Annotated in this window: 9 protein-coding genes and 1 tRNA gene; 8 read left to right on the top strand and 2 right to left on the bottom strand. The window is 36.1% G+C overall.

Annotated elements, in window-relative coordinates:
* Nucleotides 1-77 precede the first annotated feature (77 nt).
* Together AC5YGI_RS04850 and AC5YGI_RS04845 are read right to left on the bottom strand one after the other, a co-directional pair.
* Entirely contained in the window at nt 78-3,134 is a 3,057-nt protein-coding gene (locus AC5YGI_RS04850) for a non-ribosomal peptide synthetase (RefSeq protein WP_496167672.1), read from the bottom strand.
* 282 nt (nt 3,135-3,416) lie between these two features.
* A tRNA-Phe gene (locus tag AC5YGI_RS04845) sits at nt 3,417-3,489 on the bottom strand.
* Between the two features lie 491 nt (nt 3,490-3,980).
* On the opposite strand from AC5YGI_RS04845, the gene tssD reads away from it, so the two are divergent.
* The 8 genes from tssD to AC5YGI_RS04805 all read left to right on the top strand — a co-directional run bounded on the left by tssD (nt 3,981) and on the right by AC5YGI_RS04805 (nt 14,956).
* Nucleotides 3,981-4,385, top strand: coding sequence for a type VI secretion system tube protein TssD (tssD, locus tag AC5YGI_RS04840; protein ID WP_047421063.1), 405 nt, complete (start codon nt 3,981-3,983; stop codon nt 4,383-4,385).
* Nucleotides 4,386-4,509: 124 nt separating this feature from the next.
* Complete coding sequence (locus tag AC5YGI_RS04835; RefSeq protein WP_454510351.1) at nt 4,510-6,390, top strand: type VI secretion system Vgr family protein; 1,881 nt, start codon at nt 4,510-4,512, stop codon at nt 6,388-6,390.
* 1 nt (nt 6,391) lies between these two features.
* Nucleotides 6,392-7,687, top strand: coding sequence for a hypothetical protein (locus AC5YGI_RS04830; protein ID WP_496167671.1), 1,296 nt, complete (start codon nt 6,392-6,394; stop codon nt 7,685-7,687).
* Nucleotides 7,687-8,082, top strand: a complete 396-nt coding sequence (locus tag AC5YGI_RS04825) for a hypothetical protein (RefSeq protein ID WP_496167670.1) — start codon at nt 7,687-7,689, stop codon at nt 8,080-8,082. Before AC5YGI_RS04830 ends, AC5YGI_RS04825 begins: the two co-directional genes overlap by 1 nt.
* A gap of 39 nt (nt 8,083-8,121) precedes the next feature.
* Nucleotides 8,122-8,604, top strand: coding sequence for a hypothetical protein (locus AC5YGI_RS04820; protein WP_496167669.1), 483 nt, complete (start codon nt 8,122-8,124; stop codon nt 8,602-8,604).
* Nucleotides 8,605-8,633: 29 nt separating this feature from the next.
* Nucleotides 8,634-9,428 (top strand): hypothetical protein, encoded by a 795-nt coding sequence (locus AC5YGI_RS04815; RefSeq protein WP_496167668.1) that lies wholly within the window; start codon nt 8,634-8,636, stop codon nt 9,426-9,428.
* An 18-nt stretch (nt 9,429-9,446) separates the two neighbouring features.
* Entirely contained in the window at nt 9,447-13,730 is a 4,284-nt protein-coding gene (locus AC5YGI_RS04810) for a hypothetical protein (RefSeq protein WP_496167667.1), read from the top strand.
* 11 nt (nt 13,731-13,741) lie between these two features.
* Nucleotides 13,742-14,956, top strand: a complete 1,215-nt coding sequence (locus AC5YGI_RS04805; protein WP_454510355.1) for a hypothetical protein — start codon at nt 13,742-13,744, stop codon at nt 14,954-14,956.
* The last annotated feature ends 6 nt before the right edge of the window (nt 14,957-14,962 follow it).

The following is a 14,962-nucleotide window of genomic DNA, read 5'->3' as shown; positions in this document are numbered from 1 at the left end:
TAATCATTTTAAGACATAAACAAACAAAACCTCCGATGGACAGAGGCTTTGAATTATCTGATAAAGGACTTTAATAATTAAATCATCTTCATATATCTGAGATACGCTTCTATAACCGGCTTATTAAAAATAGCGGGTCTGATATCTGAACCTTCTAAGAAACGTTCCGTATTGCTGCTTTTAAAATAATAGGTATTTTCATAAGCTTCAACCAGAGATTTTCCTTCGTGAACATCATCCGAGAACAGATAAAGCAGGGCGTAGACAGGTGTTTCATGATTTCGTTTCCATTGTTCAAACCAGGTTTCAAAATCTAAACTTTTCATTTCCAATCCGCAATAATCAGTGATGCGGACACAAAAGTCGGTAAGGGACAGGTCGTGTTCCGGTAAAGGATTCAAATTGAAGTTGAGTCCAATTGCCTCCGGATTCTGGCTGATATGAGCAATGGATTTAGAGACATAATCTACAGTAATCACTTCATCTTTTAGTCCCATTACCAGTGGAAAAGCTTTTAGTTCAATACAGGAACGCATCAGTGAGCTCCACCATTGGTTTAATGGAGTGGCTCCGGTTTCCCCGTGGCAGACTACAAACCCTAGACGGAAATTGATAAGAGGAAGACCTTTTGCACGGGCTTTCGAAGCCATACTGTCCATAACCCATTTGCTTCGGATGTATCCCATATCACGACATACGGCGGGAAGATTTTGTTCAATAGGATCATCCTCTGTCATCCAGGTTTTTCCTGTAAAGCTTCTTCCCCAGCTGTAAACCCCTATAGATGAAGAAATGATCAGGAATTTTGTTTTTTCATGCACTGCCAGGTGTAAAATATGCGCCATTCCGTCAACATTTGGTTTTTTGATGTGTTCGTAAGGTTTTACATAGCTTACATCACTTCCCATGTGGTAAATTACTTCAATGTTTTTCAGAAGATATTCATATAATTTTTCATCAATTCCCAATTTGGGCTGGGTCAGGTCACCTAAAACAATTCTGATTTTATCCTCATACTCTGTTTTCCATATCAGTTTGAATTTTAAAAAAGTACTTTTGATACGTTCGAGACCCAACGTTTCATTCTCAGCCCTTACAAGACAATAAATGACAGCATTAGGATTTCGGGGAATGAGTTCTTCCAAAAGATGAGAACCTACAAAACCGGTAACTCCTGTGAGGAAAATGGTTGAGGGATCGGATAGAATCTTAGGGTCCGGCTGTACGGCAATTTCAAAATCAAAAGGAAGTTCGGCATCCTTTATAAGCTGTTCTTCAACTAAACGGGCTTTCTGTTGCTGGCTAAGCTGATTTTGTGCCAGACGGGTTTCTGCTTCCTTTACAAAAAGAGACACGGTTGGAAACTGATACAGCTCTGGAAGTGATATTCTTTTCTGAATGTTTAATGGTAACCGGGCGTGCAGCTGTCCCAGCATTAAAGAATGTCCGCCCAATTCAAAGAAATTACCATTTTCATTTATTTCATCAAGATTCAGTAAATCCATCCATATTTCCTTTATTTCCTGCATAAGATCCGAGGCGTCCACTTTTTCTTTTGCCTTTCTCGCAGTTTGCTGCAAGGGAACTTGAAGCTTGCTCTTATCAATCTTTCCGGTAATTGTCAAAGGAAGTTTGTCGTACAAAATTATTTTTTCAGGAAGCATATAAGTGGGAAGACTTTGTTTCAGCCTTGCACGGATATCTTCCACAGTGATATGTTCTTTGTCTGTTTCATAAAGTTCCAGAAATGCAACAAGAACAGGCTGTCCCTGTTCCGGGCGATGTACTTTTACTGCTACATTTGCAACCTGTGCCAGTTGTCCTATATGATGTTCAATTTCTTTTAATTCGATTCTGTATCCCCGTAATTTTACCTGTTCGTCCAGACGCCCTACAAACTCAATGTTACCGTCTTTTCGCAAGAATCCGCGGTCACCGGATTTGTATAACCTGTAGCTGATTCCGTAATCAGACTGTATCCATTCAGGGGCTTCAATGAATACTTCTGAAGTTTCTGCCGGCTTATTGATGTATCCTTTCGCTACCTGCTTACCCCCGATATAAATTTCCCCGGTTATACCTTCATTCACATACTCCAGGTCCTGATTGAGGATATGAATATGAGTGCCTTCTAGAGGCTTCCCAATAATATGAGGATTGGTGTCATCCTGAAAATGATGGGCAATAACACCTACGGTAGTTTCCGTAGGGCCATATACGTTAATGAGACGTACTCTGTTGCACCAGTTTTTTACAGTTTGTTCTGACGGAACTTCGCCTGCAATGGAAATAGTATGCAGCTTTCCGATGGGAAGATTTGTTGGTAATGTACTCAATACAGCGGGAGGAATAAAGGGAACAACTTCAATCTTATGATCAACAATAAAGTCCAGCAAAGGCTTTCCGATAATTTTGTTGTCAGGATACAGGACAACGGTTGCTCCTGTAAATAATGGGATCCAGATGTCAATGATAGAAACATCAAATCCTGCAGAACTGAACTGGAGTGTCCTGTCCCTGGAAGAATACCCCAAAAGCTCTGTGAAGGACACGACGAAAGCGTAAAAGGCCTCATGATGAATTTCTACACCCTTTGGAACTCCGGTACTTCCTGAAGTGTAAATAATGTAGGCTGTCTGCATCATATCTATATCATCGGGAATAATACTGATCTGATTGCCTGCAGGTTCACTGATTCCGTGGCTCATATTAACCAATTGAACTTGCATCTGTTCAAATTTATCAAGATAAAGATCTTCAGTGATGACAAGTTCGGTTTGCGAATCTTCAATGATCATTTTAATCCTGTTTTCTGGTAATTGTCCATCAATAGGAATATAGGCTGAACCTATTTTCAGAACAGCTAAAAAAGCTACAATGCGTTCTACAGATTGAGACATGCAGACTGCAACTGAAGCTCCCTTCTTCAATGGAATGCCAAGAAGATAAGCCGCCAATTGGTCTGACTGAATATCTAACTCTTCATAGGAGAGACTTTTACTTTCTGAAATAATGGCTGTTTTTTCAGGTAAAGAACGGCTTACTTCTTTGAAAATTGAAATTACATTTTTAAACTGACTTTGTTGAATGCTCAACTCGCGGTCAGCATTTTCGGGAATGATTGGATGTTTCATAATTTGTTTATTGGATTGGTGTTGTTGAAGATGTATATCAATAATTGCTTATGTTTAAATATAATATAATTATCATAAATAATTCCTTTTTGTGTGATTAAATATTCTTGATGTTGCTTATTTAGACAAGAAAACGTTGGCTGTGTAAGAAAATAGAAGAGGTTAAGAATTGTAATTTTGAATCAGAGAATAAAAAAATTAAGTCAGGTTACTGAGAAAAGCTAACATTGCTAGTATGAATATAATAACAAAAAAACCTCTGACTAATCAGAGGTTTTAAAGTGGTTTCTCCAGGAATCGAACCAGGGACACATGGATTTTCAATCCATTGCTCTACCAACTGAGCTAAGAAACCATTATGTTTTCGTTTATTACTTCGTTGTTTTAAAGTGATGCAAAAGTATAACATTTTATAATACCGCGCAAGTATTTTGTTTTATTTTTTCAAATAAATATCCTGATAAAGCTGGTTTCAGTATTCAATGTACTGTTCATCAGTATTTTGGTACTTTAATTTTTTCTGTTTTTTTTGAAAATTATTTTCACAGCGTTTATTAAAAGGTTTTTAGCCCTGGTATTTAAGATTTTTCTTACGGTTGCTTTGGGAATATATTATTGTTTCTTTAACCAATTTTAAACAGCCAATACAATTATCCTATTTTCAGTGATAAAAAACAACAAACAACTGATTTATAAGAGTTAATTTGCCTAACAGGTGTTAGTCGTATTATTACTACACTTTTTGAAATTTAATAATAAATGTAATTTGCTTTTTGTAAATACATCTATATTTGGTGATATAGAAAGCAAACAATCACAATATATTAACCATTAAAATTTACAATCATGGCAGAAAGAAATTCAAGAGGAATTTTAAAATTCAACAACGGTGAAGGGCAAAAACTGTTAAAGCTTAACTACAGTGTATCAAGATCTACGGACGTTTCAGGGCGTGTGGCATCAGATCCTTCCAATGCTCTTATCAAAATCACAGTAGAAGCTACTGAAAAATCAGACATCCTGGAAAGTTTACTGAACGGAAAATATAAGCCTACAGTAGGAGAGATCACTTTCAACAAATCTCACGAAGAAGGAACATTAACAACATTGAAGTGGAACAACGGTTATGTAATCCAGCATGAAGTAGATTTCGATGCTGTGGATGACAACAGTATGTATATCAGTTTTGTGGTAAGTGCAGAACAGATCGATCTGGGGAATTCATCATACTTCGGAGCATGGCCTTCTTAAGCAAATTCAGAATTTAAATATCAGGCAGAATAGTACACCCGTTTCAAGGGCTGCTGTTCTGCCTTTTTTAACCTTATAGAACGACTGTTTATTCCAAATAAAGTTCTGAAAAAACCTAATCACTATGAATAAAAATATCTCGAATTCAGATAAGATTTCTGAGAATCATATTCCCGGAATCAACCGTGTGGTGAAACTGGATATTGTGATTGAAGGCAAAATTATCAAACACTTCAAACATTTCCGTCTGCAGCAAAGCGCCAGAAGACACCACAATTTTGAGCTGATCTTAGCTCATGATTCTCTCGGGGAGGCTCAAAACCATACGCTGGAACAGGCACGCCAGTTTCTGGGAAAAAGAATCACCATTGTTTTCAAATACAAAGATTATGAAAGTGAAAGCCCGGAAAGAACTTTTGTAGGAGTTATCACCAAAGCTGCATTCAGCCAGGAAAAGATGAGCCTGGGAAATATTGTACTGAGAGGCCAGAGCCCTACCATATTGATGGATGCAGCTCCCCATACTCAAAGTTTTGGAGGTGATCAGGCTGTGAATACAGGAATTATTGCCAACAAAATACTTAAAGAAGCCCTGGGATCAGAGAAATTTGATTTCAGAGTAGATACGCAGAATAAAAGCTATATCAATTATAGTTCACAATATAACGAAACCCATTATAACTATCTTGCAAGAACAGCTGAAGCCTACGGAGAGCAGTTCTACTACGATGGTGAGGTGCTTCATTTCGGAAAACTTCCCCCTTCAGAAAAACCGATCCGTCTTGTATACGGAAGCAATGCAACAGATGTTCAGGTAGAACTGAATGCAGTGCACACCAATCCTGAATTTTTCGGCTATAACAGCAGTAGTCATACCAAAATGGAAGGCTCTGAAAATAATATCAGACATTTGGGCGAAATACCCTCCAAAGCATATGAACTGAACAATAATATCTTTAAAACCCGTTCACTTTCTCCGGCTCCCATTAATGCCAATATGTTTGTGGATGTAAGTGATTCTCAGAAAAGTGCTGCAGGCAGTGCTGCTGTAGAAGTATTTACGGTTTCAGGAAATACAACCGTTCCGTTTTTATATCCGGGATGCCTTGCAGATATGGAAATGCGGAAACCGGATACCAGCCAGACTTCCTATTTTACAAAACTTACAATTACCGAAGTCTTGCATGAAGTCAATGCCAGAGGATATTATACAGGAAGTTTTGAAGCTATTGCTGAAGGCACTGGCTTTATGCCAAAACCGGATTTTAAACAGCCTAAAGCTGAGCCGCAGGTGGCTACGGTTATTTCCAATACAGATCCGCTTAATCAGGGAAGAATACAGGTGAGATTCGACTGGCAGCAACATCCTGATACCACTCATTTTATCAGAATGATGAGCCCTGATGCAGGAGGTACAGATATGATCACTCAAAACAGAGGTTTTGTAGCTGTGCCGGAAGTAGGAGATCAGGTAATGGTAGGTTTTGAATACCATCATCCTGATTTTCCGTTTGCGATGGGAGGAATGTTCCACGGACAGGTTGCATTGGGAGGAAGCATTAATAACCATCTTAAATCTATTCAGACAAGAAGTGGAAATAAAGTGATTTTTAACGATCAGGAAGGAAGTATTTTTATTGAAGATCCAAGTGGTAATACTTATCTCATGGATGGAAAAGGAAATATTGTTGTCAATGCTCCCAAAAATATCACCTTCACTGCCGGAGAAAATGTACAGATCAATGCAGGTAAAAATATCATTGCTTCTGCCCAGAGAAATGTCAATATTATGGCGGGAGAAGATATCACAGAAACAGCCAATGACGACTACAACCTGACAGCAAGTAATATCATTGAAACAGCAGAAGCAGGCAGAAAATCTACAGCCAAAAATATTACAGAAAATATGGAATCCGGCTCTTACATCAGTACAAAAGATGCCATTAATGTAGAGAGTGCCAAGGAAGTGCTTATCAATAGCGGTAAACAGGTAAAAATGCAGTAATATGGCAGGCGAAGGCGGAAATATTATAAGAAATGTCTTTGGGAAATCCTATAAGGAAGCAGAACATATCATGAAAGATGCTTCCAAGGGAACTCTGGATTTTAAATCTCCTCAGGAGAACACCTTTTATGGGAAAAAAGGAGGGAAGAAATTTGATGAATACCAGGAGAAAAGAGAAACTCAGTCATTACTTGTAAAGGCTGTAAAATGCTATGAAGATATAGAATGTACAAAAGAGGTTAAAATAATAGGAAAAGGAAAACCTTATTTCTTTAAAGCAACACAATATAGTAGAAATCCAACGAAATCAGAATTAAAAGGCCTTAAGTGGGCGATACAGTACGATGATACTCCCTTAGCTAATGCTTCTCAGGTGACAGGTGAAGAAAAAATATCATATAATGTTCCTAAAGACCGGAAAATATCCAAATTAAGAGTGTATGCATTTTTTAAATCTCCGGATCAAAAAGTAAGAGCGGAAGTTTCATTTAAAATTTTGGATCCAATCATTATTTATATTTGTGGATACTGGAATAAAAAAATGCCATATGCAGGCAGCGAATGGGGGGAACAATATTGGGGTATTGGACTTAAGAGCAGTGCTAAAAAGTATTTTAAATCCACAAAAGAATATTTCATAAATGGTGCCGGTACAAAGTTTTCATCAGGAGGAGATAGATATAAACAAGGTAAAGAGTTTGCAGAAGCCAGACTTAAAAATCAGGCATCAAAATTTTATCAGGAAATATTTAAGGAAGAACGTCGCATAATGGTGGTTTCCCATAGTATGGGAGGAGCTTTCGCGGAAGGAGTTTTGAGCGTGTTAAAAAATCAAAAACTCAATATTGAAAAAGTTGTTCATTTATCCCCGGCAGACACATCAGGTTTTGGTGTTACATTTCCACAAATAACTTACCAGATAGATATTGATTGGGATCCTGTGCTTATGTATAAAAATGCAAATGATTCCTCTATAATAAGAGGTGTGAAATTCAGCGGTATATCAAAGAATCCGAAAGGTGATGAATTCGGACATATGTATACAAAAGATGAAGCTTTTGTGTGGGGATGGTTTGAAGATCTTGAGCTTATAGAGTTCCAATTTGTAAATCAGGAAAATAAAACCTACTCAACACCTGGTAGCGGAATGGGATATGGAGGAACATCTACAACCGTATTACAAAAGAATTTTAATGCTTTAAAAGTAAAAAGTCCAACGCCTTTTTCAAGAGTATATAAAAATTCTAAATTTTACTTTTATGATGAAAAAACAAAAAAATATTATACAGAAAATTAATGAAGAAATATTTAATAATAGGAATTATTGCAGTACTGTGTCTGATCATTTATAGATATGGTTTTCTCATTGTATTTTGGCTTACAACACCTAAGGAAGGCACTTTAAGTTCATCTGAAAAAATACTTTTAGAAAAAATAAAAACAGAAAATCACGCAAAAGAGGTATTAAGAGAACCTAAATATAATATTGATCAACCTAAGGATACAACAGTTTATAAAATTATTGTCAATAAAATACCCTGTACATCTGATACATTAATGTTAAAAAATAATGCTTCTTCAATAAAAAAGAGGTTGGATGACATTAGTTTACATCAGAATTATTATAAATACCAGATATTTTATGAATGCACTGATGGTAAAGAATATGTTTACTCCTTTATGAGAAAGTAACAGGTTGAGTGGTTAAATAATAATAGGAATTACATATAAATGAAGTATTTACAATCTGTAAAAATGATTACGATAGTATGCTTTCTTTTAATAGCCTTGAGTTGTGACAAGAAACATAATGACTTTATTCCTCTTGAGCATATGACTTTTACTAATGCTTATTATAAAAATGCGGTCAAGGTTTCATACTATATACTTATAGATAATCCGGAACCTACTGAAGGTGTTCTGAAAAAAGAAATTATAAAGTATGTAGAAAACATATTGAAAAAAAATAAGGTTCTTGCAAAACCGGAAACCTCCTCACTCAACTTTGTTTTTTACAGAAAAACGGATAATACTTCATATTTTATCACGAATAAGGAAAGTGCCGGAGAGCTGTTAGGAGAAGAAATATCACATTATCAGCAAGATTATATAGCCAATTATCTGGTAAACAAATGTGGAAAAGGAACAATAGAGAAAATATATCTCTACAATCTGCCGGAAGAGACGGTGGTAAACAAAAACTGTGATAAATAGTATCGTTTGGTGTTCTAATAATCATAAATATGGTAGAAACAAGAGTAAAGCCTTTTCAGAAATATACATCAGGAATCCATCATTATCAGGTGGAAAATGCTCTTGAGATACATTTTGGAGAAGCAAAAGGATTCTATTCATCTTTTAAAATTACCCTTCAGGAAAAGGTAAATGAAGACCATACAAAAAACTGGGAGATAGAGAAAATGGAAGATTCTCCTTTCCCATCAGAAAATAAATTTATGGAAATTCTGTATGTACTGGAGCAGAGTTCCTATCCGGTGGAAATAAAAGTGGATGAAAAGGGGAGTTTTCTTGGCGCTGCAGATCATCAGAATAATATAGAAAACTGGAAATCCAAAACAGCCGGACTTCAGGAAAAATACCAGAATGCGGATGTTTTCAGAAACCAATATCTTACCGCGTTTGAAGATGAAGCCGTCTTTTATAAGAATAAACTGAAAGAACCTTTTTGGAACCTCCTTTTATTTGCTCCTTATTATGTAGACAATGGAGGAAAAAATGAAGAATCCATTGTTTGGAATATCAAAGGGATCGGGGATGTAGAATGTACCGGAATTATTAATGCCGAACAGAGAGAATATGGATTTGAAGCCTTTTTTACCTCTGAAATCAAAGTTCCGGTTCATATAAAAGAAGAATTGGACAAAAAATACCTGTATCAGACGGGACAGTATCAGGTAAAATTAAATATAAAAATGGAATACAATTCCCGAAAAAAACAGTATTCCAAAAAGAACGCTGACTTTATATTGTCAGACGGAGAAAAAACAGTATATCAGGAAACGATCACAATGACTTAATCTTTATGAACAAATGACATGGCGGATAAAGGATACATCATTATAGAAGGAGCTACAGCATATTGCAGCAGCTCTGTAACCAACAACTCCAATGGTACGGCCGTTCCGATGGAAGTGAAAAGCCAGAAAAAAAAATTGGGCAAAAACAAATATTTTGCACAAAATAAACCTGTAGCCACTTATCTTGATGATAAAGCAGACAGTTTCGGAGGCGGAAACGGATTTGGAAACTGCAAAGGTTCAGACGGGAAAACCTATCCCTGTAAAGGCAAATGCAATATCAAATATAAAGACTATTACGAAAACGTAGAATTCAACAAGAGTATGAAAATCCTGTTGGATGCTTCTACAGGAAACTGTCCGGGATATGGTGTTCCCGGAACGATTGCTTTTGCAACCACCGGACAGGCCAACAATGTTTCACAGATAGATGTCAAAGAAGCTGATGAGTTTTCAGTAGCCAATACTTCGCCACAATGGCCGTCATCCTCTGCTTCTCAGGTAAGCATAGCAGTGTCATCAATTTCAATGGTAAGACCGATACCGACTGATAAATTGAGTGGTACTTATTACTATATCAAAGGAATGAATGGCCCGCTTCTTCCTATTATGAACCCTTTTGGCGGTGATAACCTGGACTTAAAAGCCCAGTTCAAAGGTGATGAGAAAAAAATCATCTGGGCGTTGTTCAAAGGGGAAGGAACAAAAGATAAAATAAAAACATTTATTGGATTGGGAAGCAATTTCAGCCAGTCCATGAGTAAAATATTCGACGGACTTACAGAAGGGAAGTACAGACTGGAAGCTTATGGCAAAAAAGCAGGCGATGCCAAATGCTCTCTCAATGTGGAAGTTATACAGGATTTTGTTAAGAAAATTGTCAGTCCAGGTTCTTCAACGTTGATTAATATTCCTTTACCTCTATCCATTGAGCGTAAACTCAACAGTACAACAGATCAGGCAAAAATACTGAACAGAGGATTCTTTATGCCTGTAAATACCGTTCACTGGACTGTAAAGCAGGGAACAGCTGTTCTGTATAACAGTTCTTCAGGAGCTTCTTCATCACATCTTGTTTCCGTTGCGGGTGCTGGCGACCGTGTCATTCTTACCTTTAAAAATGCCGGTAAATATACGGTAGAAGCATTTACAGATCCCACAGATCCAAAACCACAGTCTGTAGAGATTAAAATCGAAAACAGTCTGGGGGTCATGGGAGTAAAAGGAGAACCGGGTCTGGTGAGATTCAGTGATACCATTAAAGTGCAGGCTTTGAAATTTAATGTGAATTATATGCCTTCGGGCACTTCTGTATATTGGTACCTAAAAAAGGAAGGGTTGGGAAGAGTAGTCTTATTTGAAAACTCTCCTTCATTCAGAACAGGCACCATCAATAAAAAGGTAGCTGAACTTCTGTATAATGATGCAAAACTGGCCAGCAATCAATATTTCGGGAAATATATACTCGAAGCTTATGCTAATCCTTTGGGAGCAGGAAAGCAGCCTGGTTTTTCCGGATCAGACTGTTTTAATTTTGAGGTGATTCAAAATGTCATAGATAAATTTACCCTTCCGGCAGCTAATATTCCGAAAGGAACAAAAATAAAATATACGGCAACAGCAAGAATTGCTGCGCTGGCTGGCAATGAAGCCATAAAAATAGAAGTTCCTGATAAAGTGACCAATAACGGAGACGGGACCATTACATTCAATGATCTCGGCGAATACACTATTTCTGCCTATTTAACAGGAGATTATACCGATGGAAAGAAAATAGAAGCGAAAGTAAAAGTTTCTGAGCCTGCTGTAAAAAGAGCGCTGTGGGCTTATGGAACCGGTGTGAAACGTACCGAAACAGGATTCGGAGAGGAAACCTATGGATTTATTGAAATTGACGGACTGCAGAATCAGACGTTAAAAGTAAAAATCTGGGTAAAAGGCGAAGGTGATGATTTCTATAAAGAGAAAGATAAATACATGCTGGAAGAGAAAACGGTTACTCTTAATAACGAAGGCAAAGCTTCATTCCTTATCACCACGAATGATGATTACAAGAAAAAATTGCTGGCTGCTATCCCTAAAACGACAGAAAATCCGAACCCGTCTTACCGTCTGGTATTCACGGTAGAGCTTCAGGCAGCTTCATCTGCGGATATTGTACTTCCGGGAAATATTACCATTCAGGGAACGAAACCTGTGGTGGTAGACAGCACCACAACTTATCTTGAAGTTTTGGATTCCAATGAAGAACTGACCATCACTTCCGAACAGAAAATTGTATCGATCATGTTCTCTACCGAAGATGGTAAAGATATTCAGCGGATGCAGACTTTCTATGGTAAAACCCATAAGCTTTGGGTTCATACCGTCAATATGACGGAAGAAACTCTGAAGATTGATGTGCTGAAGGAGATTCCCAAAGAAGGATTAAACGAAAAAGATCATATCACCTATACCCACGAAAGCAAACAAAGTTATAACGAGGAAAAAACAGGAAAAGACGGCCTGCTTGAAGTGGTCTTCACCGCAAAAGAAGAATGGAAAAATCCACCGAAAAACTTTGACTATTACATCGCGCAGGTTTCCCGCCAGGTTCAGGATCCCGCAGATCCCAAAAAGAAAGTCTGGAAAATAGAAAAAAGCCAGTTTACGATCAACAGTACACTTCCTGCCGATCTGGTTAGAACAGAGGATATGGAAAAACTGGGGATTAAAGCGTTTAAAAAAGACGGAACAGCATTTACTCAGCAAGAGATGTTGGAGCTGCGTAAGCAATTTATTTTTTATGAGAGTGGTTGTCTCAAAGTATCTCAGAAAGAGACCCCCGAAGCTATTGATAATGATGTGATGCCTGTGGTGGTGGAAATGGCGGAGGTGAGAAAACAGAAAACATGTTATTGTAACCGTGATTTTACTGAGCAAGAAATGGAGGATATGATTAAGACAATTACAGGAAGTAATAAAATATGGCAAGGGATAGCAGAGAAATGTGATATTGTAGATAAAAGTATAAAGAGCCTTACATTAGAATTAAATAGAATGTTTAAAGCATATTCTATAAATAAATGTATACAAAAAATTTCTTTTCTAGCAAATTTGTGTGGTGAAACAGGCTTTTTTAAACAAAGTAAAGAAGAATGGAGTGATTGGAAGTCCAGTCAAAGTGTTTATAAAGGTAGAGGAATATTACAAATAACAGGAGTGAAAGGGAAAGATAGTAAATTTTATAATGAACCAGGCCCATATCGAACTTATGGTATACATGTAGGAAAAGAAGAAGAGATTGTTAAAAATCCAGATATAATATCATCTGATTTACATTATGCTGTCGATGCTGGCGGTTGGGAATTTCAACAAAAAAAGTCTGGTATTTGGGATACTCCTTGGACTGGTGATGATGCAAAATATGATTCCTTAAGAATAGAAAAACATAATTATTTTAGTAAGGGACTGGGAAAAAATTTGATAGATTTAGGTCTGCTCATTGAAGAGGATGAAAAGTATTTTTGGTTGCAGGCAAAAATGCTCAATGGTTATCCTAAAAGTCATAAATTGAGTGATAACCCTAATGGATGGAAAGAAAGAAAAGAAGCTTTTGATAAGCTAAAGATATGGTTTAAATATGATAAAAATGTTTGTAATGGAGAAGCTGTTGTACTACCAGAACTTGCTGATCGTGCACCATGGATGACTATTGCATTGAGAATTGCAAAAGAAATGAAAGGATGTGAGGAATCAAAAGAACCAATGTATTCAAAAGCAAAGTCTTACCTTAGATATTGTGGGAATACATATGAGCCTACAGATCCTGATAATGGACCGTGGTGTGCAGCTTATATGAACTGGTGTATAGGCCAAACAACCAATCCTGAAACAAATCAACCATATAAACATGCTAAATCAGCTTCATCTCTAGCTCCTATTGATAGTGTTGCTGGGAAAAGCTATAAACAGATTGCCGAGCCTATTTTTGGATGCCTTGTTGTCTACAGACATAATACTAAGTGGAAGGGGCATACTGGTTTTTTATATGGAATGACTAAAAAAGGAGCCTACATACTTCTTGGAGGAAACCAGGATCAAACAGTTAAATTTAGTTCTTATGATGAATATACCAGTAATTCTAAAAAGAAAAAATTATGGGGATTTTATATTCCAGTAGATTATACACCTACTGAAAAAGATAAACTAACTGCAGCAGATTATTATGATGATGGAAATAATAGTAATTATGATGATGGAGATATTATTAATGCTAAATTTGGAATTGGTACAGGAAATAATACAGGTTCAACAAACTAAAATATTTATTTATGAAAATTTTAAATATTTCTATATTCATTTTATTATTTATTGGTTGTAATAACAAAAGTCAAGAGAATAATATGAACTCTAAAGAAAAACAATATAAAATATCCGAGAAAGTAGATGAAATTGATGTTGAAAACATTAAAAAACATATTAAACTACAAGAGAAAATTGAGTCTGATGAAGTTGAATATGATGATCCTTATAATTTGAATGTAGAAGATCTAAAATTAGCTTCTTCTATTATCTGTGATGATCTGATCAGTAATGGTTATATTGAACCAAAAGCTGAATCCTTTAACAATAAGATTGAAACTATTTTTTCAATCAGTCATAGCTCTAATAAATGCGTGAGTATTGATCAAAAGAATGGGTACATAACAGTATTTGGTAATCACCTTGATGGCAATCCTGGGACACTTGAACAAAATAAGTATGAACTTTATTCAACTACTCAGAATACTTTTATCAATACTAATAATCAGTTTATTTTTCCAATGCTTTTATTAAAGGAATTAATAAATATTAATGGTGATAATTCTTTTAAAATTAAAGTTCCACGATATATTATTGCACGTAATATGTACCTTTTTAATGATAGTAAACCACAATTCAAATGGCTTATTTTAAATGATCAAAGTTTCATGGAAGGTTTAGTTAAAACTTTTGGATATACAAAAGATCCTGATTTATTAAAATGGGCTATAGAAAAAACAAAATTTGATGAAAAGGATCCCCGGAATTTTGGTAAGCTTTTTTGGGCTAAAGTATGTAATGGAAAATTCAAACTGCATGCAGATACATTCAAGCTTCTTCAAAAACTCCATATACCAAATGATCCATCTGAAAATAGATTTATTATTGATAATATCAAAAGTTATTTAGAATTTTTAGGACGTGATAAATCCACTGACCTTACAAGAAACGAAAAATTAAAACTAATGGCAAACTTGGCATATTTTGCTGAACAATATAATTATGATAAAAAATTTAATGATGATAATAAGATGATGGCCAGACTTCGTTATTTTTTGAATGATGATGATTTTAAGGTTATAAAAGAAAATAATTTTTTCAGTCTTCCAAAATTTAAAGAATGGTGGGATAATGCGGATTATGATGCTTATTATGTAGGTGAGTGCGAATATGAAGGAAGTTGCGGTTCAGGATACCAACCTATGGATTATGCAGAATGGCGAAAACAACATCCTAAGAAATAAATATTG

Source organism: Chryseobacterium sp. CS3K3.1 (assembly GCF_059515165.1).
The sequence above is the reverse complement of the archived record's forward strand: the minus strand, read 5'-3'. Positions and strand labels throughout refer to the sequence as shown.

Bases quoted from the DNA above. Each gene is read 5' to 3' on its own strand.
- AC5YGI_RS04825 (WP_496167670.1), top strand. From the start codon at position 7,687: ATGAAGAAATATTTAATAATAGGAATTATTGCAGTACTGTGTCTGATC.
- AC5YGI_RS04830 (WP_496167671.1), top strand. From the start codon at position 6,392: ATGGCAGGCGAAGGCGGAAATATTATAAGAAATGTCTTTGGGAAATCC.
- AC5YGI_RS04810 (WP_496167667.1), top strand. From the start codon at position 9,447: ATGGCGGATAAAGGATACATCATTATAGAAGGAGCTACAGCATATTGC.
- AC5YGI_RS04815 (WP_496167668.1), top strand. From the start codon at position 8,634: ATGGTAGAAACAAGAGTAAAGCCTTTTCAGAAATATACATCAGGAATC.
- AC5YGI_RS04850 (WP_496167672.1), bottom strand. From the start codon at position 3,134: ATGAAACATCCAATCATTCCCGAAAATGCTGACCGCGAGTTGAGCATT.
- AC5YGI_RS04820 (WP_496167669.1), top strand. From the start codon at position 8,122: ATGAAGTATTTACAATCTGTAAAAATGATTACGATAGTATGCTTTCTT.
- AC5YGI_RS04835 (WP_454510351.1), top strand. From the start codon at position 4,510: ATGAATAAAAATATCTCGAATTCAGATAAGATTTCTGAGAATCATATT.
- AC5YGI_RS04805 (WP_454510355.1), top strand. From the start codon at position 13,742: ATGAAAATTTTAAATATTTCTATATTCATTTTATTATTTATTGGTTGT.
- tssD (WP_047421063.1), top strand. From the start codon at position 3,981: ATGGCAGAAAGAAATTCAAGAGGAATTTTAAAATTCAACAACGGTGAA.